Here is a 25311-nt window from a genome sequence, read left to right on the forward strand (position 1 = left end):
TGGTCTGAAAACTGGGGTCATGACCGTTCCCGAAGGCAGACAGCAGATGACCACCCCCCCGACATCCCGCGTGGACAAGCTCTTGTCCTCCATGGGCTATGGCTCGCGCAGCGAAATGGCGCAGCTGGCAAAGGGCGGGCGCATCACGCTGGACGGGGCTGCACTGTCAGACGCATCGGCGCGCATCCGCGTGACCGCCGATCTGCCCACCCGTATGAAGATCGACGGTCAACCGCTCGATCCTGTGGCAGGGCTTGTGATCCTGCTTCACAAACCTCTGGGCATGACCTGTTCACACAAAGAGGCGGGGCCGCTGGTCTATGACATCCTGCCGCCCCGCTGGCGGCAGCGCAGCCCGGCGATTTCCACCATCGGACGGCTGGACAAGCAGACATCGGGCCTGTTGCTGCTGACCGATGACGGCGCGCTGCTGCACCGCGTGATCAGCCCGCGCCGCCATGTCGCGAAAACCTATCGCGCCCGGCTGGCCCGCCCGCTGACCGGGACCGAAGCCGCGCTGTTCGCGTCAGGGGGGCTGATGCTGGAAGGCGATGCAAAGCCGCTGGCTCCGGCGCAGCTGCAGGTGATTTCGGAGACCGAGGCGCTGCTGACGGTGACCGAAGGCCGCTATCATCAGGTGCGCCGCATGTTCGCCGCCACCGGCAACCACGTCGAAGATCTGCACCGCGAGAGTTTGGGCAGTCTGGCCCTGCCGGACAGCCTGTCCCCCGGTCAGTGGGCGCTGCTGGACGAAGACCAGATCGCGCTGATCTTCGCATGATCAAAGGCGGCCGCGCGTTATTCGGCGGTCTTGCCCGCCGCCTTGGCCTTCATCCGCTCCAGCAGCTCTTCCTTGCTGGGACGCAGGTTCGGGGTCTTGGTCGGGGCCTTGGCCTTCAATTCCTTGCCCGGCTTGGCGCTGGGGTCTTTCTGGCGACCCTGATCCTTGCTCAGTTTCGGGTTGCCTGATTTCGCGTAATCCATGGGCTGTCGCCTTGTTTTAGATCCTGATCATGCGTCATGCCTGAAACCGGGCACCGCCGCAAGCGGTGCCCAAGGGGTGGCTCAGTGTGGGAAACCATTAACATTTGGTAAATTCCACAGGGTCAAGCCGTTGATTTCATGGGTTTCCTTCCCTTGTAACACAGGGGGAACCCGCAGGCAGCGGTCAGGCCATGATCTCGCGCGGAACGATGAAATCATCCACCGCCCCCTGCCCAAAGCCCACATCCGCCCAGGTGTCGGCCACAAAGTCGACCACCAGCGTCGCCCCGGTCGGATAGCGGCCGAACTCCGGATTGACCGGGGCATGCGCCACGATCCGCCCCGCAAATTCCGCAATGCCGGGGTTATGCCCGACCATCATCACCGTATCCGCCGTCGCATGGCGCAGCACCGCCAGCATCACCTCCGCCCCGGCATGATAGAGCGCAGGCTTCAGCTCCAGCACCGGCTCCCCCGGCAACGCGGGCGCGATGCCCGCCCAGGTCTTGCGGGTCCGCAAGCTGTCCGAGCACAGCACCTGACCCGGCACATAGCCCCGGCTTGCCAGCCATTGCCCCAGATCCGCCGCCGCCGCCCGGCCCCGCTCGTTCAGAGGGCGGTCATGGTCCGGTGTCAAAGGATCGTCCCAGCTCGATTTCGCATGCCGCGTCAAGATCAGGCGCTTCATTCCTACTCCCCCCAATTCAAATTCCCCCCGGATACGGGCGGTTAACCCGCCCTGTGGAATCGCCCCATGTGATAGGCCGACTGTTCGGCAAGTCTTGCATAGCCTTGCGACACCGGGCAAGCGCGCCGAACCCTGCAGCCCGCCGCCAGACAATCCGCGCCCTCGGGCAGATCCAGAAACGCATGGCAGGCCGCCACATCATAGCCGCCCGCCGACAGCGCCCCCACCGGACAGGCCGTGACACAAGGCTGCGCACAGTCGTCACAGGGCCGGGACGCCGCCCCAAAGTCCAGCGCCTGCGGCAGGATCAGCGCCCCCCGCATGCTGACCAGCAACCCCTGTGTGTCATGCACCAGAAACCGCACCGGGCTTTCCCAGATCCGCCCGCTCCGCAAGGCCCAGGCAAAGAACGGATGATAAGGCGGCCCGCCAAAGGGAAACCGCGCCTTGCCGCCCAGATCACAGGCCAGCCGCCCGATCACCCGGCGCGACCAGCGGTCGACCGGATCCGGCCCGCCCCATTCCGGCTGCGCCTTCAGATGCGGCCAGAACCCCGGCTCGCGCGGCCCCAGCAGCACCAGAGTACGCGCCCAAGCCGGAAACCCCGGCTCGCCCGTACAGTCAAAGCCGCCCAGAACCTCCAGATACTCTGGCTCCAGCGCTGCGGTCAGACGGTCAAGGCTCAGCTCTGGCATTTGCTGCTTTCCAAATACTCCCGCCGGAGGCGTCCGCCCATTGACCCGAAAACGACGGTCAGATCACCGCCGCACCAGCGGTTTCACCCGCGGCTCGGTTGATCGGATCTGGCTGCCCGCGCCGTGGTCGGTGAACAGCTCCAGCAGGCAGGCGTTCGGGATGCGGCCATCCAGAATCGTCACCGCCCGCGTGCCCTGTTCGATCGCCAGCAGCGCGGTTTCGGTCTTGGGGATCATCCCGCCCGAAATCACGCCATCCGCCGTCATCTGCCGGATCTCATCCGGGGTGATCTGGGTCATCACCTCTCCCGCCGCGTTCTTGACGCCCTGCACATCGGTCAGCAGCAGCAGGCGGTCAGCCTGCAACGCGCCTGCGATGGCCCCGGCAGCGGTGTCGCCGTTGACGTTAAAGGTCTCGTTGTCGGCCATGCCGGTGCCGACCGGGGCGATCACCGGGATGATTCCGGCCTTGTACAGATCGCGCAACACCTGCACGTTCATCTCGACGGGGCGGCCGACAAAGCCCAGCTCCGGGTCATCGGCCTCGCACACCATCAGGTCATCATCCTTGCCGGAAATGCCGACAGCGCGGCCGCCGGCATCCATGATCGCCTGCACGATGCGTTTGTTGACCAGACCCGACAGGATCATCTCCACCACCTGCACGGTGGCCTTGTCGGTCACCCGTTTGCCGCGCACGAATTCCGACTTGATGCCCAGCTTGTTCAGCATGTCGTTGATCATCGGACCACCACCATGCACCACGACCGGGTTTACGCCGACCTGACGCATCAGCACGATGTCGCGGGCGAATTCGGCCATGGCGGCGTCATCGCCCATGGCATTGCCGCCGAACTTCACCACCACGACCGAGTCGGCGTAGCGTTGCAGATAGGGCAGGGCTTCGGACAGCATCTTGGCGGTGTTCAGGGCATCTTGCATGGTCAGGGTCTGCTGTTTCATGGGGCCTCCGGGGTTGTGGGGTTGGTAGCGTCTTTGGCTCCACCTGCCAAGCGCCGTGTCCCGGCTTGTCTTTCCCGACCGTAAGCGTAGGGTTTGTCCAACTCAAGGAGACTGCCATGTCCGAACCCAAAACCATTGTCCTGACAGGTGCATCGCGCGGCATCGGGCATGCCACGGTCAAGCGGTTTTCAGCCGAAGGCTGGCGGGTGCTGACCTGTTCGCGCCAGCCGTTTGATGCGCGCTGCCCCTGGCCGGGCGGTGAAGAGAACCATATCCAGATTGATCTGGCCGATCCCAACAAGACCATTGCAGCCATCGAGACGATCAAGAGCAAGATCAATGGCCGGCTGGATGCGCTGGTCAACAACGCCGGGATCAGCCCGAAAGGTGCTGATGGAGCGCGGTTGAACACCCTGGACACCGATCTGCGGACCTGGGGTCAGGTGTTTCATGTCAATTTCTTCTCTTCCGTCATCATGGCGCGCGGGCTGAAAGATGAGCTGGCGGCTGCCAAGGGGTCGGTGGTCAATGTCACCTCGATTGCCGGGGTGCGGGTGCATCCGTTTGCGGGTGCGGCCTATGCCACGTCAAAGGCGGCGCTTGCCGCACTGACGCGTGAGATGGCGCATGATTTCGGGCCCTTGGGGGTGCGGGTCAACGCGATTGCGCCGGGTGAGGTCGAGACGGCGATCCTGTCACCGGGGACCGACAAGATTGTGGAGAAACTGCCGATGCAGCGGCTGGGTCAGCCGAAAGAGGTGGCCGATGTGATCTGGTTTCTGTGCTCGGACCAGTCGAGCTATATCTCGGGCGCCGAGATCGAGGTGAACGGCGCGCAGCATGTCTGACGTGCCGCCTCATGCTCTCTCGCGGGCATGTGCGAAAAGCAGGACTGCTTGACGCGCGCGCCCATGGGTCGCATATCCGGGCAACCCTGCGGAGGCCACCATGCTTGACGATGCCGACGACATTCACCCGCTGTTTCATGGCGCGCCCAAAGGGCTGGAGTTCCGCAAGCTGCGCAAGCGGCTTGTGCAACAGGCGCGCGACGCGATTGACACCTATGGCATGGCCAAACCGGGCGAGCGCTGGCTGGTCTGCCTGTCGGGCGGCAAGGACAGCTACACGCTGCTGGCGGTGCTGCACGAGCTGAAATGGCGCGGGCTGTTGCCGGTGGACCTGTTGGCCTGCAATCTGGATCAGGGCCAGCCCGGCTTTCCCGCGACGGTGCTGCCGGAGTTTCTGACCCGCATGGGGGTGGAGCACAGGATCGAGTATCAGGACACCTATTCGGTGGTAATCGACAAGATCAAGCCGGGCGGCACCATGTGCAGCCTATGTTCCCGGCTGCGGCGCGGCAACCTGTACCGAATCGCACGCGAGGAGGGATGCTCGACCGTTGTGCTGGGCCATCACCGCGATGATATTCTTGAGACATTCTTCATGAACCTGTTTCACGGCGGCCGTCTGGCCTCGATGCCGCCGCGTCTGCTGAACGAGGAGGGCGACCTGTTCGTTGCCCGGCCCCTGGCCTTTGTGGCCGAGGCGGATTGCGACCGGTTTGCGCGCTCGATGGGGTACCCGATCATCCCCTGCGATCTGTGCGGCTCGCAAGAAGGGTTGCAGCGCGCGCAGGTGAAAAAGCTGCTGGATGAATGGGAGACACGGGTGCCGGGGCGGCGCCAGGTGATGTTCCGGTCGCTGATGAATGTGCGCCCCTCGCATCTGGCCGACCCCGGCCTGTTCGATTTTGCCGGGTTGATGCAGCTGGCGGGGCCAGTTGCAGAAAATCTTCCGCAACTTCGGGGGGAAGATTAAGCATTCAGATACCCTTGGCCGCCTAGCTTGGGGCGACGAGGGTGACGGGCCCGCGACACTTCGGGGGCACTATGAACAGGACTTCCTCACCCACATCTTCGGTCCGGGCTCTGCTGCGCCGGGTGTCAGGGGGGGATGGACTGGTTTTGTTGCCTGCCGTGTCCGTTGCCGCCTTCTGGTTCGGGGGGGAACTGGCCTTGCTGACCCTGGCCATCGTTGTGCCGGTGGCTTTTGCCCTGATCGGGCTGCGCAAGATGGGTTCACGCCCGCCTGACACCACCCCCGGATATGATGGATTCGCGACCGAGGCGCAGTTTGTCGCCAATCTTGACCAGGTGCTTGCGGGGGTGGCGACCCATGGGCGCACCACGGCCTGTTTCGTGTTGATGTTCGATGAACTGGATATGCTGGTGGACCGGCACGGGCGGCTGGCCTTTGACCGCGTGATGATGCGCACGGGGGAGCGGTTGGGCCTCTCGCTGCGCGAAGGCGACGTGGTGGCGCGGTTGTCTGGCCATGGCTTTGCCGTCAGCCTGGGGCCGGTGCGCCGGTTCGATCTGGAAGCGGCGGTCCAGATGGCCGCGCGATTGCAGTCGGCAGTCAGCGTGCCTTTGGCAGTTGATGACATGACGGTGTACCCGTCGCTGTCCGTCGGGTTCTGCCTGGCCGAGCGCGCCCCGGCCCTGCTGGGCGGCCCTTTGCTCGATGCGGCTCAGGCTGCGGCAGATGAGGCGCTGCGCAATGGCCCCGCTGCCATTCGTGCCTATCAGCCCGATATGGCCCGCCGCCGTGCCGACCGCGCCGAGTTGCGCGCTGGTCTGGAACATGCACTGGATGAGGGGCAGATCCGCCCGTGGTTTCAGCCGCAGCTGTCCACCGAAACCGGTGAAATCAGCGGGTTTGAGGCATTGGCCCGCTGGCACCACCCCGAGCGGGGGATCATCGCCCCGTCAGAGTTTTTGCCACTGGTCGAAGATGCGGGTTTGTCAGAGCGCCTGGGCGAGGTGATTCTGTACGGTGCTTTGTCGGCGCTGACCCGGTGGGACAAGGCCGGTCACCACATCGAGCGGGTAGCCGTCAATTTCTCTGCCTCGGAACTGCGCAACCCGCGGCTCCCCGACAAGTTGAAATGGGAACTGGATCGGTTTTCCCTTGCCCCACCGCGTCTGACGATCGAGGTGCTTGAAACCGTGGCGGCGCGGTCTGACAATGATGTGATCGTGACCAATCTGGCCCGGATTGCCGAGTTGGGTTGCGGTATTGATCTGGATGACTTTGGCACTGGTCAGGCCTCTATCGCCAATATCCGCCGCTTTGCCGTGCGGCGGATCAAGGTCGACCGCTGCTTTGTGTCGCGTAGCGACACGGACCCCGAACAGAAACGCATGGTCGCGGCAATCCTGTCGCTCTGCGACCGGCTTGGGCTCGACACCGTGGCCGAGGGTGTCGAAACCCCCGGCGAGCATGTAACGGTCGCCCAGCTGGGCTGTGGCCATGTACAGGGCTTTGGCATTGCAAGGCCGATGGCGGTAGAGGAAACGTTTGGCTGGATTGCCCGGCATGAAACCGGCAGGGCGCGGACCAGCCAGATCGGACGCTCGCAACAGCTGTGAACAGGCCCCGCACCGGGTCGGCTGGGCACAGACTGAACTGTTCCCGGGATTGCCGCCCAATCGTCTGCGGGGGAGGGTGGTGGCGGATCTGCCACATCAATACTCGGGCCGAAACAGGAAAACCGCTTGACCTTTCCCGCCCCCTTCTGTTGAACGACCGCTGACCTGAACAATGGTGGCGGAAGTCCCGATGGACGATCAGAACAAGAACCTCATCCTCGCAACCGTGCTGTCCTTTGTGGTCATCATGGTCTGGTTTGTGATGTTTCCTCCACCTGAGCCGGTGATTGACCCCAATGCGAACACCCCGGCGGTGACGCAGACCGATGCGACCTTGCCCCCGGCTGCGACGCAGCCCGGCGCGACCGCAACGGCTGATGGAGCAGCCCCAACGGCCGAAGCGCCGCGGCTGACCATCGACACGCCGGAACTCACGGGCTCGATCTCGCTGCTGGGGGGCCGGATCGACGATCTGGAGCTGAAAACCTACAAGCAGACGCTGGACGAAAACTCCGGCATCGTGCGCCTGCTGGCGCCGGTGGGGCAGCCAAACGCCTATTACGCGCTGTTCGGTTGGGGCCCCGCCGGGGCGCTGAACTTCGAGGACGTGCCCGGTGCCAACACCGAGTGGATGCCCGCAGGCGGCGGCACCCTGTCGCCCGGTCAGCCGGTCACGCTGCGGTGGGACAATGGCAACGGCCTGAACTTCACCCGCCAGATCGCGGTGGACGAGCATTTCATGTTCACCGTGACTGAGAGCGTGCAGAACACCGGCACGGCCGAGGCGCGGCTGTTTCCCTATGGTATCGTCGCCCGTCATGGCAAGCCGACCAATCTTGAGAACTTCTTTGTCAGCCACGAAGGCGTGGTCGCCCGCGCCGATGGCAAGCTGACCGAAACCGATTACGATGACGTTGCCGACCTGCCGCTGGTCGACCGCGAAGGCGCACAGGCGCAGGTGGTCGAAGCGCAAACCGATGGCTGGATCGGTTTCACCGACAAGTACTGGATGACGGTTCTGGTGCCGGAACAGGGCAAGCCCTTTACCTCGGTCACCAAATTTGTGCCGCAAGCCAATATCTACCAGACCGAGACCCGTCAGGCGGTCGTTGCGGTGGCGCCGGGTGAAACGGTGTCTTCGACCCAGCGGCTGTTTGCCGGGGCCAAGCGGTGGGAAACCATCCGCGCCTATCAGAATGATGGCGCTGTCGGCACCACCGCTCAGCCGATCCCCGGCTTTATCGACGCGATCGACTGGGGCTGGTTCTTTTTCCTGACCAAGCCGATCTTTGCGATCCTGCACTGGCTGAATGCCAATATCGGCAACATGGGTGTCGCGATCATCGCGCTGACCTTTATCCTCAAGCTGCTGGTCCTGCCGCTGGCCTATAAATCCTATGTCAGCATGGCACGGATGAAAGAGCTGCAGCCCGAGATGGAGGCGCTCAAAGAGCGTGCGGGCGACGACAAGCAGATGATGCAGCGCGAGATGATGAAGCTGTACAAGGATAAAAAGGTAAACCCGGCTGCCGGGTGCCTGCCGATCCTGATCCAAATTCCGATCTTCTTTGCGCTGTACAAGGTGATCTTTGTCACCATCGAACTGCGTCATGCGCCGTTCTTTGGCTGGCTGAACGATCTGTCGGCCCCCGACAGCTCGTCGATCTTCAACCTGTTTGGCCTGCTGCCCTGGGCTTCGCCGGAACCGGGCACGATCCTGGCCCTGGTGTTCATCGGCATTCTGCCGATCCTGCTTGGCATCAGCATGTGGCTGCAGCAAAAGCTGAACCCGGCGCCCTCTGATCCGACGCAACAAATGATCTTTGCCTGGATGCCCTGGATTTTCATGTTCATGCTTGGCGGCTTTGCCAGCGGGTTGGTCGTGTACTGGATCACCAACAACGTGATTACCTTTACCCAGCAATACGCCATCATGCGCAGCCATGGTCACAAGCCGGATCTGTTCGGCAACATCAAGTCCGGCTTCAAGAAAAAGCCGCCTGTTGTTCCGGTGGCTGACAAGAGCGCGAAGCCCAAGAAGAAATGATCCGGCTGGCCCAGATCTGCCGCCATCCGATCAAATCCATAGGTTTTGAGGAACTGGCAAGCGCGCCCCTGACACAGGGGCGCGCTTTGCCGTTCGACCGGGAATGGGCGGTGCTGCACGAGGCTGCAAAGGCCGATGCCCTGACCGGCTGGACCCCCAAGATGAACTTTCTGCGCGGCGTGGCCGGGCCAGAGCTTATGGCGATCCGCGCCCGGCTGGATGAGGGCGCGCGGCGGGTAACGCTGAGCCATCCGACAGCGGGCGAGATCACGCTGGCCCCGGATACCGACAGCGCCGTGCTGGTGGAATGGTTGCGACCGCTCTGGCCCGCCGACCGGCCCGCGCCTGCGCGGGTGGGTCATGTGCCGGGGCAGGCGATGACCGATGTGCCCGAGCCATTTGTGGCGGTTCTGAACCTGGCCTCCAACGCCGATCTGGGCGCGCGGATGGGGCGCGATCTGTCGATGCATCGCTGGCGCGGCAATCTGTGGCTGGAGGGGCTTGCCCCTTGGGCCGAGTGGGATCTGCTGGGCCGCACCCTGCGGATCGGCGGGGCCGAACTGCGGATCGAGCAGCGCATCACCCGTTGCAAGGCGACGACCGTCAACCCGGAGACGGGAGCTGTCGATGCCGACACGCTGGGCGCGCTGCAAAGCGCGTTTGGCCATCAGGACTTTGGCACCTATGCCATGGTCACAAAATCCGGTCCCATCGCGCGTGGCGACCAAGTGGAGGTGCTATGAGCGCTGTACGTTTTCCCTTGGCCGAGATGCCTGACCTTGAGCCCCGCGAAAAGGGGCGGCTGCTGTTTGCCGGGCCGGTCGATTTTGTCAAAGGCGTGGTCGCCATGCCGGGCCTGCCACCGGCGGACCGGCTTGAGGTCTGCTTTGCCGGGCGCTCGAACGTCGGGAAATCCAGCCTGATCAACGCGCTGACCGGGCGCAAGACGCTGGCGCGGGCGTCGAACACGCCGGGTCGGACACAAGAAATCAACTATTTCGCCCTGGGCGAGCAGCGCTATATGGTCGACCTTCCCGGCTATGGCTATGCCGAGGCGCCGCTGGCTGTGGTCGAAAAATGGCAGGCGTTGCTGCGGTCGTATCTGCAAGGGCGCCAGACCCTGCGGCGGGCCTTTGTGCTGGTGGACACCCGGCACGGGATCAAGGCGGTGGATCAGGAGATCCTGTCGCTGCTGGACAAATCCGCGGTGACTTTTCAGGTGGTGATGACCAAGGCCGACAAGGTGAACGCGGCGACGCGCGAGGCCAATATCGAACAGGTGCAGGCGGCGCTGACCAAGCATCCGGCGGCCTATCCGGAAATCGTGATCACCAGTTCGGAAAAGGGTGAGGGGATCGAGACCCTACGCGCGATCATCGCCACGCTGGAGTGAGGCATCATGTGCCGGGTCAGACCCCGGCACCGGGTCATAGCCGTGACCGCCCCATGGGTGGCAGCGGCAGATCCGATGTGCGGTCAGATAGCCGCCCTTGAGGCCGCCATGGCGCTGCAGCGCCTCCAGCGCATAAGCGGAGCAGGTGGGCTGAAAGCGGCAGCCATGGCCGACCCAAGGGCTGAGCAACAGGCGATAGGCGCGCACCGGCAGCGCCACCAGATGCGCCAGCGGGGTCATGCCCGTGGCGCGTGTATCGCACGCAGCGCGGTTTCCAGATCGGTCAGCAATTGGGCAAAGGGGCGGTCCACGGTCACACCGGGCCGGGCCACCAGCACATAATCCCATCCGGGCTGTGCCAGTTGTGGCAACACGGCACGCGCAATTTCCCGCAGGCGGCGCTTGGCGCGGTTGCGGAACACGGCATTGCCGATTTTCTTTGAGGCGGTAAAGCCGACCTGCACCCCCGGCTTGCCATCATTGCGGCAGCGGGCCTGCACCAGAAAACCACCCGCGCCCTGCCTGCGCGCCGAGGCTGTGCGCAGGAATTCGGGGCGGTGGCGCATGGTCGTTATGCAAAGTGAAACCGCCGGAGGCGCACAGGGCGCTTCGGCGGTTATGCCAATGCCCGTTTCCTCCGGCGGCGTCATGTCTTGCCTATCCATAAGCGGCCCTGAACGGGGCCGAAGGACTTATGCCGACAGCTTGTGACGGCCCTTGGCGCGGCGGGCGGCCAGCACCAGACGACCACCTTTGGTGGCCATGCGGGCGCGGAAACCATGGCGACGCTTGCGGACCAGGTTGGACGGTTGAAATGTGCGCTTCATCGCGGCTCTCCATCAGACGGCTTGCCCGAACCCCAAAGGATTCGAGGGCAGGGAACTTGAAGCCCGGTCTTTACGCAGGGTTTGAACCCAAGTCAACGCAAGGCACGCCGAATTCGGGCAACATTTCGCAGAAGATCGCGGCGGCAGGCCTGATCAATGCACCGTGATGCCGTTGTTGCAAAGCAATTTTGCTGAAACACATCTCCACCCGCGCCCGTAGGGAAGGGAAATGCTGTTGAAAGGGATGTCATGCCGACCACTGAAAACCCCTGGCTGAAACGCCTGCCGATCCTTGTGATTGCCGCTGTCGCTGTTCTGGGGGCCTTTCTTTTGCGCGATCAGTTCAGTTTTGACTCGCTTGCCCGGCACCGCGAGTCGCTGCTGGCGTTTCGCGACGGGAACTTTGCCTTTGCCAGCCTTGTCTTTGTCGCGACCTATATGGTGATCGTGGCGTTCAGCCTGCCGGGGGCGACCATTGCCACCTTGACCGGCGGCTTTTTGTTCGGGCTGTTTCCGGGGGTGTTTTACAATGTCGGCGCGGCAACGCTTGGCGCGGTGGCGATTTTTCTGGCCGCCCGCGCCGGGTTTGGCGCGGATGTGGCGGCGCGGATCGCGGAAAAGGGCGGGGCGGCGGCCCGGCTGCAACAGGGGCTGCGCGACAACGAATGGTCGGCCCTGCTGATCATGCGGCTGGTGCCGGTGGTGCCGTTTTTTATCGCGAATCTGCTGCCGGCCTTTGTCGGTGCCTCGCTGATGCGGTTCGCAGTGACCACATTTTTCGGGATCATTCCGGGCGGGCTGGTGTTTACCTCGGTGGGCGCCGGTCTGGGCGAGGTGTTCGCACGCGGCGAGACCCCTGATCTGTCGATTATCTTCGCGCCGCATATCATCGGCCCGATTCTGGGGCTGGCCGCCTTGTCGGCGCTGCCTGTACTGCTCAAGCGTTTCAAAAGGGAGGCCTGACATGAGCCTGATCGAGACAGACATCTGCATCATCGGCGCAGGCTCCGGCGGGTTGTCGGTGGCGGCGGGCGCGGTGCAGATGGGCGCGCGCGTGGTGCTGATCGAGGGCGGCGAGATGGGCGGCGACTGCCTGAACGCGGGCTGCGTGCCGTCCAAAGCGCTGATCGCGGCGGCCAAGGCGGCGCAGGCAATGCGGGACGGCGCGCGTTTTGGCATCACCCCGGTCGAGCCGGAGGTCGACTTTGGCGCGGTCAAGGATCACGTGGCACAGGTGATCACCACGATTGCCCCGGTCGACAGTCAGGAGCGGTTCGAGGGGCTAGGCGTTCAGGTGATCCGCGATTGGGCGCGGTTCACTGGGCCGGATACGCTTGAGGCGGGGGGCCAGACCATCAAGGCCCGCCGTTTTGTCATTGCCACCGGCAGCCGCCCGCTGGTGCCGCCGATTGCGGGCATTGAGACCGTGCCCTACCTGACCAACGAGACAATCTTTGCTCTGCGCGACCGGCCCGCGCATCTGATCATCATCGGCGGCGGGCCGATCGGGATGGAAATGGCACAGGCGCACCGGCGGCTGGGAGCATCGGTGACGGTGATCGAGGGCGCAAAGGCGTTTGGCCGGGATGATCCGGAACTGGCGGCGGTGGCACTGGCCAATCTGCGCGCCGAAGGGGTGGAGATACTGGAAGATGCGCCGGTCACAACCGTTTCAGGTCAGGCGGGTGCTATCAAAGTCACGCTGAAAGACGGCCGTGATGTGCAGGGCAGCCATCTGCTGCTGGCGGTCGGGCGCAAGGTGCATCTGGACGGGCTGAACCTTGAGGTTGCCGGGGTGACCCACGACCGAAAGGGTATAGCCGTCGGCCCCGATCTGCGCAGTTCCAACCGCCGGGTCTATGCAGTGGGCGATGTGGCGGGCGGGCTGCAGTTTACCCATGTCGCGGGCTACCACGCAGGGATCGTAATCCGCCAGATTGTGCTGGGCCTGCCTGCAAAGACCAGCACACATCACATTCCATGGGTCACCTACACCGACCCGGAACTCGCTCAGGTTGGCCTGACCGAGGCCGAGGCGCGCAAGGCGCATGGCGATGCGCTGACCGTGCTGCGGCAGGAGTTCGCGCACAATGACCGCGCACAGGCCGAGGGCAAGCCGAAGGGGCTGCTGAAGGTGATGGTGGTCAAGGGCAGGCCAGTGGGTGCGTCCATCGTCGGGCCGCAGGCGGGCGAGTTGATCGGGCTTTGGGCCTTTGCCATCGCGTCGCGCGTCAAGATGTCGGCAATCGCCGGCATGGTTGCGCCCTATCCGACGTTGGGTGAAATCTCGAAACGTGCGGCAGGAGCCTATTTTTCCCCTAAACTCTTTGATAATCCTATGCTCAAGCGGTTTGTGCGGCTGGTGCAGAGATTTTTGCCGTGACGCAAGGCGACAGGAGGGCGAAACAGGGTGAAGGCGGGGCACGGCGGGTTTTTCAAGACGCTCTCGGGGCGGTTCCTGCTGCTGACAATCGCCTTTGTCATGTTGGCCGAAGTCCTGATTCTGGTGCCTTCGGTCGCGCGGTTCCGGGCTGATTATCTGCTGTTGCGGCTGGAAAAGGCGCAGATCGCCTCTCTCGCGCTGCTTACAACGGATGAGGTGATCGCGCCGGATCTGGAGGCCGAGTTGCTGGTGAATGCGGGCGTGTTCAACGTGGTGCTGCGCCGCGATGAGGTGCGGCAGCTGGCACTGTCCTCGCCCATTCCGGCAGCGATCTATGATACGTATGATCTGCGTGCCTCTGGCCCGTGGGAGCTGATCCGCGATGCCATCGGCGTGATGCGCGATCCGGTCAACCGGGTGATCCGGGTGATCGGCAATCCGGTGCAACAGGCGGGGCTGCTGATCGAGGTCACGATGGAGACCGGGCCGTTGCGAAAGGCGATGCTGGAATACGGCCTGCGCATTCTGGTGCTGTCGGTGCTGATTTCGGCGGTGACGGCGGTTTTGTTGTTCATATCGGTGCAGCGGATGATCGTGGCCCCGATCCGCCGCGTGGTGCGCCACATGCAAGCCTATGCCGAGGCCCCCGAAGACGCCCGCCGCGTGATCGCACCAACCTCACCTGTGGTCGAGCTGCGGGCGGCCGAGGATGCGCTGGAAAGCATGCAAAAGCAGCTCACCGGCGCGTTGCGGCAAAAGGAACGGCTGGCCCAGCTGGGCGGGGCGGTGGCCAAGATCAGCCACGATCTGCGCAACATCCTGACCACGGCGCAGCTGTTTGCCGACCGGATCGAGGGCAGCGCCGACCCGATGGTGGCCCGCGCTGCGCCCAAGCTGGTGAACTCGATCAGCCGCGCGGTCAGCCTGTGCGAGTCGACGCTGGCCTTTGGCAAGGCCGAAGAACCGCCGCCACGGCTGGAGCGGCTTGCCCTGCGCCCGCTGGCCGAAGAGGTGGCCGAGGCCGAGGGCCTGCTGGGCGAAAGCCCCGTCACCGCCCTGATCGACATCCCCCCCGGTTTCATTCTGCGCGCCGATGGCGAGCAGCTGTTCCGCGTGCTGTCCAATCTGGTGCGCAACGCCCGGCAGGCGATGGAAGCAACGGGGCAGGGCGGGGTGGTCGAGATTTCGGCAGGCGAGGATGATGCGCAGTGGTGGTTACGGGTGGGGGACACCGGGCCGGGACTGCCGCCAAAGGCCCGCGAGCACCTGTTTGCCGCGTTTCAGGGCGGCACGCGCAAGGGGGGCACCGGGCTTGGACTGGCCATCGCGGCAGAGCTGATCCGGGGCCATGGCGGTCGGCTGGAGCTGGGGCGCAGCGATAGCGATGGTACAGAGTTTCTGATTCACCTGCCCAAACAGATTTCGGAAAACAGTCTTGCGAATGTGTGACTTTTGCCCTTGCAAACCCCGGCGGGGGCCGCTAAATCCGCCCTCATAGTGGACCCGTAGCTCAGCTGGATAGAGCATCAGACTACGAATCTGAGGGTCGGGCGTTCGAATCGCTCCGGGTTCACCATTCCTCTTTCAGGCGTCGCCAAGAAATTGCCTTTTTTCATCAGGCAGTTGCCCTGTGACATGATTTTACATGTCCCGCCTGCGAGTCAGACTGCATTCCCTGTGCGCCGCCGCGTTGCTGTGCCCCAGCGTCGCGTCACCGCCGGGGCAAGCAAAGCACTGACCGCGCTGTCAGCGGGCCAGCGATTGCGCCAGCCGCATCAGGTTGACCGCCTCGATCCGGTAGCCATAGCGGTCTTCGCCCCGGTTTGCTTCGGCCAGCGTGATCGCTTCATCCCAGCCCCAGTCACCCAGATAGGTTGAACTGCGCAACAGCTGCCCGAACCCGGCAATTGCTGCGGCAAAGCGCGCTTCTTGCAAAAGCGCCTCCCCCTGCACCGCGTCAGTGGTCTGCTGTGCGCCCGCGACAATCGGCGCCTCGATCAATGCGCTGACCGTCTCACGCGGGGCCTTGTAGCGCAGGCGCAGAAAGCCCAGCTCGGGCGCATCTTCCACAATGTCGCCCGTCGCCGCCTCTTCGGCCATCGCATCGGCCACCGCCGTGCCATAGCGCAACGGGTCGTGCAGCAGCGCCGGGCTGCCCGGTGCCGTCACCTCATAGATCGCGGTCACCGCATGGCCCGCGCCAATCTCGCCTGCATCCACCGCGTCATTGTTGAAATCTTCGCGGCGCAGGGCGCGGGTCTCATAGCCGATCAGCCGGTATTCCGCGACCTGCGCCGGGTTCCATTCGACCTGAATTTTCACATCGTCGGCAATCGGGAACAGTGCGCCGGTCAGCTGATCCACCAGCACTTTGCGCGCCTCTTGCAGCGTGTCGATATAGGCAGCCATTCCGTTGCCGTTCTGCGCCAGAGCCTGCATCGTGGCGTCATCCAGATTGCCCCGGCCAAAGCCCAGCACCGACAGATAAACCCCGGTGTTGCGCTTGCGGGCGACAAAGGCCGCCAGCCCCTCGGGGTCATCCACGCCGACATTGAAATCGCCATCGGTGGCCAGCAGCACGCGGCTGACCTCACCGGCCGCCGTCATCCCTTCGGCAAGGCGATAGGCCAGCGTCAGCCCCTCGGCCCCAGCGGTTGCGCCGCCCGCGTCCAGCCGGTTCAGTGCGTTCATAATCGTCGCGCGCTCCGAGGCCGGGGTTGGCGGCAGCACCTCGCCCGCCGAACCGGCATAGGCAACGATGGCCACCTGATCCTCGGGGCGCAGTTCGGCCAGCATCAGCGACAGCGATTGTTTCAACAGCGGCAGCTTGTTTGGCTCATTCATCGAGCCAGAGGTGTCGATCAGGAACACAAGGTTCAGCGCCGGTCGCGCCGCCACCTCGGGCATCCGGCCCTGCAACGCGATATGCACCAGCCTTGTACCTGCGTTCCATGGCGTCGGCATCACCGTGACAGTCGGGTGGAACGGCGGCTCCCCGGCCTTTGGGGCGGGATAGGCATAGGGGAAATAATTCACCATCTCTTCCACCCGCACCGCATCGGGCTCGGGCAGGGCACCCGCCATCAGGCTGTTGCGGACGATGGCATAAGACGCGGTATCCACATCCACCGAAAAGGTTGAAACCGGCGCCTCTGCCGTGACTTGCACCGGGTTCGCGCCCGCATTCGCGAACGCTTCGTCATCTTGGAGCGGCGGGGCCATCTGGTCGGCGTCAACAAGCGCCATGGCAGAGGGCTCCACGGCCATGGGTTCTGCGGTCTGCGCCTCCATTGCCAGATCCGCCGCGCCACCCTGCGGGACCGCCTGTTCCACCGGGGCCGCTTTGCGGGTCATCATCGTCTCAGGTGCTGGCACGGCTTCCGGCGCAGGTGCCAGTTCGGCCACCGGCGCGTTGCGCAGTTCAGGGGCAGCTGGCGCGGGGGCCTGCGCCGGGCGGGGCGTCGCCATCCTGCCGGGGGGCTGCTCTGTCTGTGGCAAGAACACCACCAGTCCCAGCGCCAGAGCCGCGACCGATGTGGTCGCCGCCAGCAGGGGTTTCAGTTTCAAAGCATTCAGCATCTTGCGCACTCCACCGCCAAACCCCGCCTGCAAGGGGCGGTCAACATTGGAACGCAGCGGCGCGCCCGATCCTTGGCGACCGAGGGCCGAGTCTTCATACGCCTCCATCGCGCGGGCCAGAGCCGCCGCTTTTGCAGCGGGGTCGCTGGCGGGGGCCGCCTTCAGCGCGGCTTTCAGTCTGTCGAGTTCGGGGTCACGGGTCATGCCTTTGCCTCCTCGGCGGCCATGGCGCGCAGCCGTTTCTTTACCTCCGACATCCGCCAGGCGATGGTGCCTTCGGACAGGCCCAGCACCGCCCCGGCTTCGGCTTGCGTCATCTCTTCGCCCAGCACCAGCGCCACAGTATCGCGCAATTCCACCGGCAGCCGCCCCATCGCCGCTGTCAGCCAGTCCTGTGCGGCCCGGTCCTCAGCCATCGCCTCCTGCCGGGCGATTTCCCAGTCGCCCCAGCCATCGGCCGCGCGATTGCGCACAGCCGCGCGGCGGCGGGCGTCATGGGCCGCATTCACCACCACCCGGTAGAGCCAGGTGGTAAACCGCGCCTCGGCCCGCCAGCCGCGCAGCCGGTGCGGCAGGGCGGCGCAAATCTCCTGCGCCAGATCTTCGGCTTCGGCCCGGCTGCCGGTCAGCCGCCAGCCAAGCCCGAAGATCCGGTCATAGTGCCGGGTGACCAGCGCCGCAAAAGCGGCACGGTCGCCACCGGCAGCGGCCAATGCAAGAGTTTCGTCAGGCGTTTCCATCAGCATCACACTAGGTCAGACGCAGGCCAGGGGGCAATCCTTGGCGAAAATTCAGGCGGGCGGAAAACATCACGGCTTGTATCACTTTTGACAAAAATGCGCCCCGGCCGGACAAGGGCCGGGGCGCAGAAACCGTTCTGCCACAGTTTGAGAGAGGACAGAACGGCGGCCAATCGCTTTGCGGGCAATAAATTCAAGGGCAATATCTGCGCCCCGACCGGGGATGGGCCGGGGCGCGTAAAGCGCCTTGTCCTGAGGGGACAAGGGACAAGACGCTGTTCGAAACGCTGGCCGGATCAGTAGAGCAGGCTGTCATAAACCCCAAAGCTGCCGGCACGGGTCTGCAACTGACGCTCGCCGCCGCTGTCGCGGGCATAGGCCACCACGGCGCGATAGGTGCCGGGACCAAAGGCGGCATCAATCCCACCGTTGTAATAGCCAAAGGCGCGCAGACGGCTCTGGATCGCGCGGCGTTGCGCCACTGAATAGCTGTTGAAAGACTGCGCCGCGATGGTCGCATGCACCGAATTGTTCGACCCGATCACCCGCCCGCTGGTTTGGTGGTGCTGGTCATGGCGGGGGCGATAGTGGTGCTGCGGTTCCGGCTGCGGGCGTGGGCGATAGTGGTGCTGCGGTTCGGGCTGTGGACGCGGGCGGTAATGCGGCTGGGGCTGCGGCGTGGGCCGGTACACCGGCTCGGGCTGCGGCTGGCGGGTCTGGGCCTGCGACTGGTTGATCAGCGCGCCGACGATGACAGCCGCCGCAACGCCCTTGATAAAGTTGCGCTCGTTCTTGCCAAGCGCCTGCGCCGGGGCCGCAGCGGTGACGGCGATCGACAAGGCGGTGACTGTGGCAATGGCAGCGGTCTTGACAGATTTAAACATCGGGTTTCCTTTCCCAGTGATCGCGAGGGCTGAGCAGAGCGCCCGCTGTGATGGAAAAAGATATGCGCTCTAGCCCCGCGCTAGGCAAAAACGCCGCGCTGTTATGCGATAGCATCCGTAAAATCAAACAGTTACGGGAAATGACTTTTCAGGGCGCGCGCAACTCGATCAGCCGTGGTCCGTTCTGCGCCTGCTGCAAAGCCGCGCGCAACGCGTCCGGATCGGGCGCAAGGCTGGCAAAGGGCAACCCGCAGGCCTCGGCAAACGGCCCGAGACTCAGCGGTGACGGATCGCAACCGATCACCTGCGCCCCGGCCCCCGCCATCGCCTCGGCAATCTCGCGGTAACCGGCATTGTTCCAGACGACAAAGCTGATCGGCAGGCCTTCGTCACGGGCGGTGCGCAGTTCCGCAGCGCTGAACTGCAATCCACCGTCGCCGATCAGACAGACCACCGGAACGCCGGGCGCGGCCAAAGCCGCGCCGATGGCCGCACCGGGGCCAAAGCCAAGCGCGCCATAGCCGGTGGCGGCATTGAACCAGCCGCCCGCGCGGTCATGGTCATAATACAGGTTGGCGGCATAGACCGGCTGGGTGCTGTCGCCGAGAAGGATCGCGCCGGGCAGCGCGTCGCGCATCGCCTCGACGATTTTCTGTTGCGCCTGCATCGCCGGATGCAGCCCCGCCAGTTCGGCCCATGCCGCGCGCCGCGTGGCCTCGGCCCGTGCCGGACCATCGGCCTGCCGCGCGGCCACCGCCTGCGCCAAAGCCGCAAGCGCCAGCCCGGCATCCGCCTGAATCCGCAGCGCTGCCGGGTGTCGCGCCAGCTGCTCGGCACAGGCGTCGATGCGGATCATCCCTGACAGATCGGGAAATCCGCCGCGCACATACATGTCATAATCGGTTGGCGCCAGTTCGGTGCCCACCGCCAGCACCAGATCGGCCCCGGCAATCAGCGCCCGCACCGCATCCAGACTGGGCGAGGCGGGCACCCCCAAGGCATGTCCGAACATCACGCCCCGCGCATTCACCGTCTGCACCACCGGCGCATCCAGCGCTTCGGCCAGCGCGCAGAGCGGCCCCGCCGCCGCCTTTGTCCCGCCCCCGGCAAGGATCACCACCCGCCGCGCCGCGTTCAGCTGCTGCGTGGCTCCGGCCAGCGCCGCCGCCTCGGGTGCCCGCCGCGCCAGCGGCAGCGCGGGCGGCAGCGCCCCGGCCTCCAGCGCCATCACATCGGTCGGCACCTCGATATGCACCGGGCTGGGACGCGCCCCCAGCATCAGTGCAAAGGCCCGGTCCAGCACCGGCCCCAGCATCTCGGGCGCGCTCACCCGCAACGTCGGGCACAGTGCGCGCACCATTCCGGCCTGATCGGGCAATTCGTGCAGCAGGCCAAAGCCTTGCCCCAATGAGTCGCGCCGGTTCACCCCCGACACCACCAGCATCGGCACCGAATCGGCCCGCGCCTGTGCCATCGCGGTCAGCGCATTGGTCAGCCCCGGCCCGGTGATCACAAAGGCCACCCCCGGCTTGCCCGTCACCCGCGCATAGCCATCGGCCATAAAGGCCGCCCCCTGCTCATGCCGCGCTGTCACATGGCGCAGGGATGACCCGGCCAGCCCGCGGTACAGCTCCACCGTGTGCACACCGGGGATGCCGAACACCACCTCGACCCCGCGCGCCGCCAGCCCTTCGACCAGTCGCATCCCCACCGTTGTCATGCGCTACACCCCGCTGTGCGCAAAACGCGCAATCCGCGCCGCCGCCTCGGCGATCACCGCATCGGGTTGCGTCAGGCTGATACGCAGCCAGCCCGCCAGCCCGTCGCCAAAGCTTTCGCCTGGCATGCAGGCCACGCCTTCGGCCTCCAGCAAGGCCAGAGCAAAGCCCTCGCCGCTCAGCCCGCTCGCCCGCACGTCCAGCAGCGCGAACATGCCCGCATCCGGGCGATGCACCCGCAGCCCCGCCACCCCGTCCAGCGCCTCTGCCAGCATCTGCGCCCGCGCGGCATAGCGGGTCGCCATGCCACGTGCGACGGGGGAAGGGGACGAAATCGCTTCCGCCGTCGCATCGGCCAGAAACGGCTGATTGCCGAACAGCATGGTTTCGGCCAGCGGCAGGGCGCGGCTGACAAAGTCGGCCGGACCGACACACCAGCCAGACCGGAACCCCGGTGCCGCATGGGATTTGGAGATCGACGCTGCCGCGATCACCCGATCCGCCAGATCAGCCTGCGACAGCGGAGAGACAAAATCGGTGCCGTCAAACACCAGCTCTTCATAAACCTCATCCGACAGGATCCACAGATCATGGGCGCGCGCGACCTCACCCAGCGCCGCAATATCGGCGGGCGTCAGCACCGCCCCGGTCGGATTGTGCGGCGTGTTCAAAAACAGCACCCGGCTGCGGGGCGTAATCCGCGCCGCCACATCCGCCGCCTGCATGCGAAAGCCATGCTCGGCCCGCAGCGGCACCGGCACCATGGCGGCACCGCTGGCCCGGATCACACCCTCATAGGTCGCATACATCGGGTCGCCTACCAGTACTTCGTCGCCCGCCGAGGCCAGAGCGCGCAGCACCATATACAAAACGGTCTGCGTGCCCGGCAGGCACAGAAACTGATCCGGGCCAAAGTGCCGCCCGCGCCGCGCTGTGTAGCGCTCGGCCAGCGCCCGCAACAGCCCGGCCTCACCCCGTCCGTTCGAATACCCCGTGCGCCCGGCGGTCATCGCGGCCACCGCCGTCTGGACTAGACGGGCGGGCGGCGGCGTGTCGGGCTCGCCGATGGTCAGCTCCAGCACCTGCCGCCCTTCGGCCTTCAGCGCGCGCGCCCGCAGATGAACGCCCCATTTGGCGCCCCCCAACCCGGACAGATCGTCAAGCACAGCAGCGTATTTCATGGAACCTCGGCAGAGTTGGGGGCAGGGGGTGGCAGGGGCAACGGCGTCTTCAGAATGGCGGAGATGGCAGACAGGCCGATCCGCTCCACCTCTCCGGCGGCAAAGCTGTCGGGCAGCGTGCCGCCTTCCAGCCACAGCCCGTCAATCACCGCATTGCAGGCAATCGACAGCGCCCGCGCCGTGGCCGGGTCGGCCTTGCCCGGTAACGCCTGAATCAAGGCCTGAAGCCGGTCGCGGTAGCCCAGATAGGTGGCCTCATGCACCTCGCGCATCATCGGATCACGCCGCACATGGTGCAGGAACCCGGCCCAGAGCCGCACGCGTTCGCCATCCATGACCGGAGGCCGCAGACTGACCGCAACAAACGCTGCCAGCCGCGCCGCCGGATCATCGCTGGCGCTCTCGGTCGCCGCCAGACTCTCTGACGTCATACGATCCATCAGCGCGGCATAAGCGGCGCGGGTCAGGTCATCCTTGGATTGGAAATAATGCCGGATCAGCCCGGCGGTGATGCCCGCCCGGTCCGCAATCGCCCGCACCGTCGCCGCCTGTGGCCCGCCTTCGGCCAGCAATTCCAGTGCCGCAGCGATCAACGCCTCCCGGCGCTGTTCCTGCGATTCCCGACGATAGGGGCGGCGGTCCTCGGCCATGGGATCTCCTTATTATACGATTGTATAATTAAGCAGTATCTTAGGATAGTCCATGCCCTGATGGAAAGGTGTTTCACATAAATCGGGCTGTCACGGCGCGCCGGGCGGGGTTGCCCGGTCCTCCGCCACATCCTTGTGAACGATCACATCAGCCTCCGGATAAGCCTGCAGGATCGCCCGCCGCAGCCCCGCGCCAATGGCATGCGCCTCGCGCAGCGGCTGGCCACCTTCCAGCTCGATATGGATCTGCACGAAAATCCGGCTCCCGGCAGTCCGGGTCTTGATGTCGTGATAGCCCTGCACCCCCGGCCAGTCGCGGGCAATCGCCTCGATCCCGGCAATCACCACCGGATCGGCCCGCCGGTCCATCAGCGCGTTGAACGCATCCCGCCCGATCCGCAGCGCCCCCAGCGCCAGCATCCCCGCCGCTGCTAAAGCGACCACCGAATCCACCGAGGTCAGCCCGAACGCGCGCGACGCCCAGAGCGAAGCAATCGCCCCGATGTTCGGCAACAGATCGCCCAGATAATGCAGCCGGTCCGCCGCCACCACCTTGTTGCCGGTGCGCCGGGCCACCCGGCCCTGCCAGATCACCAGCCCCAGCGTCAGCAGGATTGACACCGCCATCACCCCCATGCCGACGCCCTCGCGCATGAGGGTCTCCGGCTCTGGTGCCAGCAGGCGCTGCACCGAAGCCACCCCGATCACCCCCGCTGACACCAGAATGAACAGCGCCTGACCCAGCGAGGCCAGATCCTCTGCCGAGGTGTGGCCAAAGGCATGATCCTCATCCGCTGGCTTGGCCGCATACAGAATCGCCGCCATCGCCATCAGGCTGACCATCAGATCCATCGCACTGTCAGCCAGTGACGCCGCCACCGACAGCGACCCGGTCTGCCCCAGCGCCCACAGCTTCAGCACCACCAGAACCCCGGCCACCGAGACCGAGGCAACCCCCGCCGACAAATTCAGCCGTGTCTGTTCGGATGCCATCTTTGCCCCCATCTTCGCGTCAAAGGGGGCATGCGCTACCCCGTCGCGCCGGTCAAGCGCAAGCAGATTTCCGACCCGGCGGCGGTCAAAGCGACGCTAGTCGATCACCTCATCCGCCGTGACACCCCACAGGCTGCTGACCGGGGCCCAGCCGCGCTGCCCGTCCACTGTAACCCGGCACCAGCCATCAGCACAGCCGATCACCCGCGCGACCACCCCGCGCTCGGCCTGAAATGCCGCCAGCGAGGTGGTATCGTCGCGGCTGTAAAACGTTGCCATATCTTCGGCCACCATCACCGAGCGCACGCCAGACAGCAGCGCATAATGCACCCAGCCACCCACGCCTTCGGCATCCTCGACCCGGCGCCAGTGGCCATGTTCGGCGGTGATCTTGAGCGGCATGCCGACCCGTGTGAACACCCAGTCGATCCGGTGCGACAACCCCGGCCCGCGCCGGGCATTGCCCTCGCCCGATTTGAGCGAGACATAACGCGGCAGCGGCAGGTTGGTCACCGCGCCCTTGTTCGGATCGCGCGGCTCTGCCACCGGCGCGGCCGCCGGCGGAGCGGGTGGCCCTAACGGCCGCATCGCGGGCGCGGCACCGGTGGCCTCGGTCGCCGTCAGCGGCACCGTTTCGGGCGCTGCCGGGGCCGACACCAGCACCGGCCGCGGCTTTGGCCGCACCACATCCGACAGCACCGGACCCGCCCCCGCGATCAGGGCCACGCCCGTCAGCAATGCCTTCAGCATGTCGTTCACCATCCGCCTGTGGCCGGGTATGCCCCCGGTCTGTTGGTTCTGCTTGTCGGACAGCCCGGCAAAGGGCTGCCTCCACTCAACTTTCGGGCCTTGATCGCTTAGGGTCTTGTGCCCCGCCCCGGTTCCCGTCACTTTGCCCTCAGGCGCGCGCCAAGATCAAGTCCAGGGAGGCCTCGATGCCCGCACAACGGCTAAGTGTTGTAGTCACGCGACGGTTGCCCGAACCCGTCGAGACGCGGATGAAGGAACTGTTCGATGTCGAGCTGCGCGACCCCGACACCCGGATGACGCGCGAAGAGCTGGCGAATGCCATGCGCCGTGCCGATGTGCTGGTGCCCTGTGTCACCGACCCGATTGATGCCGCCTTGATCGGTCAGGCGGGCGACAAGCTGAAACTCATCGCCAATTACGGCGCGGGGGTTGACCACATCGACGTCGCCACCGCCCGCCAGCGCGGGATTCTGGTGTCAAACACCCCCGGCGTGGTCACCGAAGACACCGCCGACATGACCCTGGCGCTGATCATGGCCGTCACCCGCCGCATTCCCGAAGGACTGGCGGTGATGCAGGCGGGGGCGTGGCAGGGCTGGGCCCCCACCGCGTTCATGGGCGGGCGTCTGGGCGGCAAACGGCTGGGCATCCTTGGCATGGGCCGGATCGGTCAGGCCGTTGCCCGTCGCGCCCGTGCCTTTGGCATGCAGGTGCATTACAACAACCGCAAACGCCTGCGCCCCGAGCTGGAGGCGGAGCTGGACGCGACCTTCTGGGAAAGCCTCGACCAGATGGTCAGCCGGATGGACATCCTGTCGATCAACTGCCCGCACACGCCTTCGACCTATCACCTGATGAACGCGCGTCGGCTGAAGCTGATGAAACCGACCGCCGTGATCGTCAACACCTCGCGCGGCGAGGTGATTGACGAAAACGCCCTGACCCGTGGCCTGCGCGCGGGCGAGTTGGGCGGCGCGGGCCTCGACGTGTTCGAGCACGGGCATGAGGTCAACCCGCGCCTGCGCGAACTGCCCAATGTGGTCCTGCTGCCGCATATGGGCAGCGCCACGCTGGAAGGCCGGATCGAGATGGGCGAAAAGGTCATCATCAACATCAAGACCTTTGCCGACGGCCACCGCCCCCCGGATCAGGTGGTGCCGGGCCAACTGTAGCTTTCAAGGAAATTGAGCGGCTGCGCCGCATTGTTTTTATCTCGGCTCTGGCCTGCGGCCAACCGCCTCGGTCACAGGGGCGTTGCCCCTCGCCGCCCGAAGAGGGGCGGCTCACCCCAGAGTATTTGGAAAAGCAGCAAATCACTGGGGCACGCCCCGGCTTTGCAGCTTTCCCAAATACTCCCCGCGCGGAGCGCATTTTCCGAGGCGGTTGGCCGCAGGCCAGAGCCGAG

The 25311-nt window shown here is 65.2% G+C and carries 26 protein-coding genes and 1 tRNA gene; 12 read left to right on the plus strand and 15 right to left on the minus strand.

Annotation, left to right across the window (positions count from 1 at the left end):
• Positions 1-46 precede the first annotated feature (46 nt).
• A complete protein-coding gene (locus D1012_RS01410) occupies positions 47-781 on the plus strand; it encodes a pseudouridine synthase (protein ID WP_118150007.1) in 735 nt (244 codons plus the stop codon).
• Between the two features lie 17 nt (positions 782-798).
• Here D1012_RS01410 and D1012_RS01415 read toward each other — a convergent pair whose 3' ends face one another.
• The 4 genes from D1012_RS01415 to argB all read right to left on the minus strand — a co-directional run bounded on the left by D1012_RS01415 (position 799) and on the right by argB (position 3309).
• Positions 799-984, minus strand: a complete 186-nt coding sequence (locus D1012_RS01415) for a hypothetical protein (protein ID WP_118149549.1) — start codon at positions 982-984, stop codon at positions 799-801.
• A gap of 184 nt (positions 985-1168) precedes the next feature.
• Positions 1169-1672, minus strand: a complete 504-nt coding sequence (locus tag D1012_RS01420; RefSeq protein WP_118149550.1) for a SixA phosphatase family protein — start codon at positions 1670-1672, stop codon at positions 1169-1171.
• Positions 1673-1713: 41 nt separating this feature from the next.
• The gene (locus D1012_RS01425; protein WP_118149551.1) at positions 1714-2367 is read right to left on the minus strand and encodes a ferredoxin; all 654 of its coding nucleotides are present in this window, start codon (positions 2365-2367) and stop codon (positions 1714-1716) included.
• A 63-nt stretch (positions 2368-2430) separates the two neighbouring features.
• Positions 2431-3309 carry an acetylglutamate kinase gene (argB, locus tag D1012_RS01430; protein WP_435530896.1) on the minus strand — a complete coding sequence of 293 codons (879 nt, stop codon included), beginning with the start codon at positions 3307-3309 and terminating at the stop codon, positions 2431-2433.
• A gap of 137 nt (positions 3310-3446) precedes the next feature.
• Here argB and D1012_RS01435 point away from each other — a divergent pair, with 137 nt between their 5' ends.
• The 6 genes from D1012_RS01435 to yihA all read left to right on the plus strand — a co-directional run bounded on the left by D1012_RS01435 (position 3447) and on the right by yihA (position 10201).
• Positions 3447-4178: an SDR family oxidoreductase gene (locus D1012_RS01435; RefSeq protein WP_118149553.1), complete on the plus strand. Its 732-nt coding sequence runs from the start codon at positions 3447-3449 to the stop codon at positions 4176-4178.
• A gap of 100 nt (positions 4179-4278) precedes the next feature.
• Positions 4279-5148 carry a tRNA 2-thiocytidine(32) synthetase TtcA gene (gene ttcA / locus D1012_RS01440; protein ID WP_118149554.1) on the plus strand — a complete coding sequence of 290 codons (870 nt, stop codon included), beginning with the start codon at positions 4279-4281 and terminating at the stop codon, positions 5146-5148.
• Positions 5149-5306: 158 nt separating this feature from the next.
• Positions 5307-6761 (plus strand): putative bifunctional diguanylate cyclase/phosphodiesterase, encoded by a 1455-nt coding sequence (locus tag D1012_RS01445; protein ID WP_233517004.1) that lies wholly within the window; start codon positions 5307-5309, stop codon positions 6759-6761.
• A gap of 190 nt (positions 6762-6951) precedes the next feature.
• The gene (gene yidC / locus D1012_RS01450; RefSeq protein WP_118150008.1) at positions 6952-8808 is read left to right on the plus strand and encodes a membrane protein insertase YidC; all 1857 of its coding nucleotides are present in this window, start codon (positions 6952-6954) and stop codon (positions 8806-8808) included.
• Positions 8805-9551, plus strand: a complete 747-nt coding sequence (locus D1012_RS01455; RefSeq protein WP_118149556.1) for an MOSC domain-containing protein — start codon at positions 8805-8807, stop codon at positions 9549-9551. The genes yidC and D1012_RS01455 overlap by 4 nt, the downstream gene beginning before the upstream one ends.
• The gene (gene yihA / locus D1012_RS01460; protein ID WP_118149557.1) at positions 9548-10201 is read left to right on the plus strand and encodes a ribosome biogenesis GTP-binding protein YihA/YsxC; all 654 of its coding nucleotides are present in this window, start codon (positions 9548-9550) and stop codon (positions 10199-10201) included. Before D1012_RS01455 ends, yihA begins: the two co-directional genes overlap by 4 nt.
• On the opposite strand, the gene yidD is transcribed toward yihA, so the two are convergent.
• Genes yidD through rpmH form a run of 3 tightly spaced genes read right to left on the minus strand, consistent with a single transcriptional unit; the run spans position 10172 to position 11028 of the window.
• On the minus strand, positions 10172-10441 hold the full coding sequence (gene yidD / locus D1012_RS01465; protein WP_118149558.1) for a membrane protein insertion efficiency factor YidD: 270 nt from the start codon (positions 10439-10441) through the stop codon (positions 10172-10174). The genes yihA and yidD overlap by 30 nt on opposite strands.
• Entirely contained in the window at positions 10438-10851 is a 414-nt protein-coding gene (gene rnpA, locus D1012_RS01470; RefSeq protein ID WP_118149559.1) for a ribonuclease P protein component, read from the minus strand. The genes yidD and rnpA overlap by 4 nt, the downstream gene beginning before the upstream one ends.
• 42 nt (positions 10852-10893) lie before the next feature.
• The gene (gene rpmH, locus D1012_RS01475; protein ID WP_118149560.1) at positions 10894-11028 is read right to left on the minus strand and encodes a 50S ribosomal protein L34; all 135 of its coding nucleotides are present in this window, start codon (positions 11026-11028) and stop codon (positions 10894-10896) included.
• Between the two features lie 249 nt (positions 11029-11277).
• On the opposite strand from rpmH, the gene D1012_RS01480 reads away from it, so the two are divergent.
• The 4 genes from D1012_RS01480 (at position 11278) to D1012_RS01495 (ending at position 14987) form a co-directional block, all read left to right on the plus strand.
• Complete coding sequence (locus tag D1012_RS01480; RefSeq protein WP_118149561.1) at positions 11278-11991, plus strand: TVP38/TMEM64 family protein; 714 nt, start codon at positions 11278-11280, stop codon at positions 11989-11991.
• Position 11992: 1 nt separating this feature from the next.
• Positions 11993-13411, plus strand: coding sequence for a dihydrolipoyl dehydrogenase family protein (locus tag D1012_RS01485; RefSeq protein WP_118149562.1), 1419 nt, complete (start codon positions 11993-11995; stop codon positions 13409-13411).
• A 99-nt stretch (positions 13412-13510) separates the two neighbouring features.
• On the plus strand, positions 13511-14860 hold the full coding sequence (locus D1012_RS01490) for a sensor histidine kinase (protein ID WP_118150009.1): 1350 nt from the start codon (positions 13511-13513) through the stop codon (positions 14858-14860).
• Positions 14861-14910: 50 nt separating this feature from the next.
• Positions 14911-14987, plus strand: a tRNA-Arg gene (locus D1012_RS01495).
• A gap of 170 nt (positions 14988-15157) precedes the next feature.
• Here D1012_RS01495 and D1012_RS01500 read toward each other — a convergent pair.
• The 8 genes from D1012_RS01500 to D1012_RS01535 form a co-directional block, all read right to left on the minus strand.
• Positions 15158-17194, minus strand: a complete 2037-nt coding sequence (locus D1012_RS01500) for a vWA domain-containing protein (protein ID WP_118149563.1) — start codon at positions 17192-17194, stop codon at positions 15158-15160.
• Positions 17191-17730 (minus strand): RNA polymerase sigma factor, encoded by a 540-nt coding sequence (locus tag D1012_RS01505; RefSeq protein ID WP_118150010.1) that lies wholly within the window; start codon positions 17728-17730, stop codon positions 17191-17193. Before D1012_RS01505 ends, D1012_RS01500 begins: the two co-directional genes overlap by 4 nt.
• 296 nt (positions 17731-18026) lie before the next feature.
• Entirely contained in the window at positions 18027-18614 is a 588-nt protein-coding gene (locus D1012_RS01510; protein ID WP_118149564.1) for a peptidoglycan-binding protein, read from the minus strand.
• A gap of 148 nt (positions 18615-18762) precedes the next feature.
• Complete coding sequence (locus D1012_RS01515; protein WP_118149565.1) at positions 18763-20334, minus strand: 5-guanidino-2-oxopentanoate decarboxylase; 1572 nt, start codon at positions 20332-20334, stop codon at positions 18763-18765.
• Between the two features lie 3 nt (positions 20335-20337).
• Entirely contained in the window at positions 20338-21513 is a 1176-nt protein-coding gene (locus tag D1012_RS01520) for a pyridoxal phosphate-dependent aminotransferase (RefSeq protein WP_118149566.1), read from the minus strand.
• On the minus strand, positions 21510-22163 hold the full coding sequence (locus tag D1012_RS01525; protein ID WP_118149567.1) for a TetR/AcrR family transcriptional regulator: 654 nt from the start codon (positions 22161-22163) through the stop codon (positions 21510-21512). Before D1012_RS01525 ends, D1012_RS01520 begins: the two co-directional genes overlap by 4 nt.
• 90 nt (positions 22164-22253) lie before the next feature.
• The gene (locus D1012_RS01530) at positions 22254-23156 is read right to left on the minus strand and encodes a cation diffusion facilitator family transporter (RefSeq protein ID WP_233516982.1); all 903 of its coding nucleotides are present in this window, start codon (positions 23154-23156) and stop codon (positions 22254-22256) included.
• Positions 23157-23252: 96 nt separating this feature from the next.
• Positions 23253-23906 (minus strand): SH3 domain-containing protein, encoded by a 654-nt coding sequence (locus D1012_RS01535; RefSeq protein ID WP_118150011.1) that lies wholly within the window; start codon positions 23904-23906, stop codon positions 23253-23255.
• Positions 23907-24091: 185 nt separating this feature from the next.
• Between D1012_RS01535 and D1012_RS01540 the strand changes: the two genes are divergently transcribed.
• On the plus strand, positions 24092-25078 hold the full coding sequence (locus D1012_RS01540; RefSeq protein ID WP_118149569.1) for a 2-hydroxyacid dehydrogenase: 987 nt from the start codon (positions 24092-24094) through the stop codon (positions 25076-25078).
• Positions 25079-25311 lie beyond the last annotated feature (233 nt).

Origin of the sequence: Pseudotabrizicola alkalilacus (genome assembly GCF_003443995.1) — a bacterium.
In the GTDB taxonomy this organism is placed as follows: domain Bacteria; phylum Pseudomonadota; class Alphaproteobacteria; order Rhodobacterales; family Rhodobacteraceae; genus Pseudotabrizicola; species Pseudotabrizicola alkalilacus.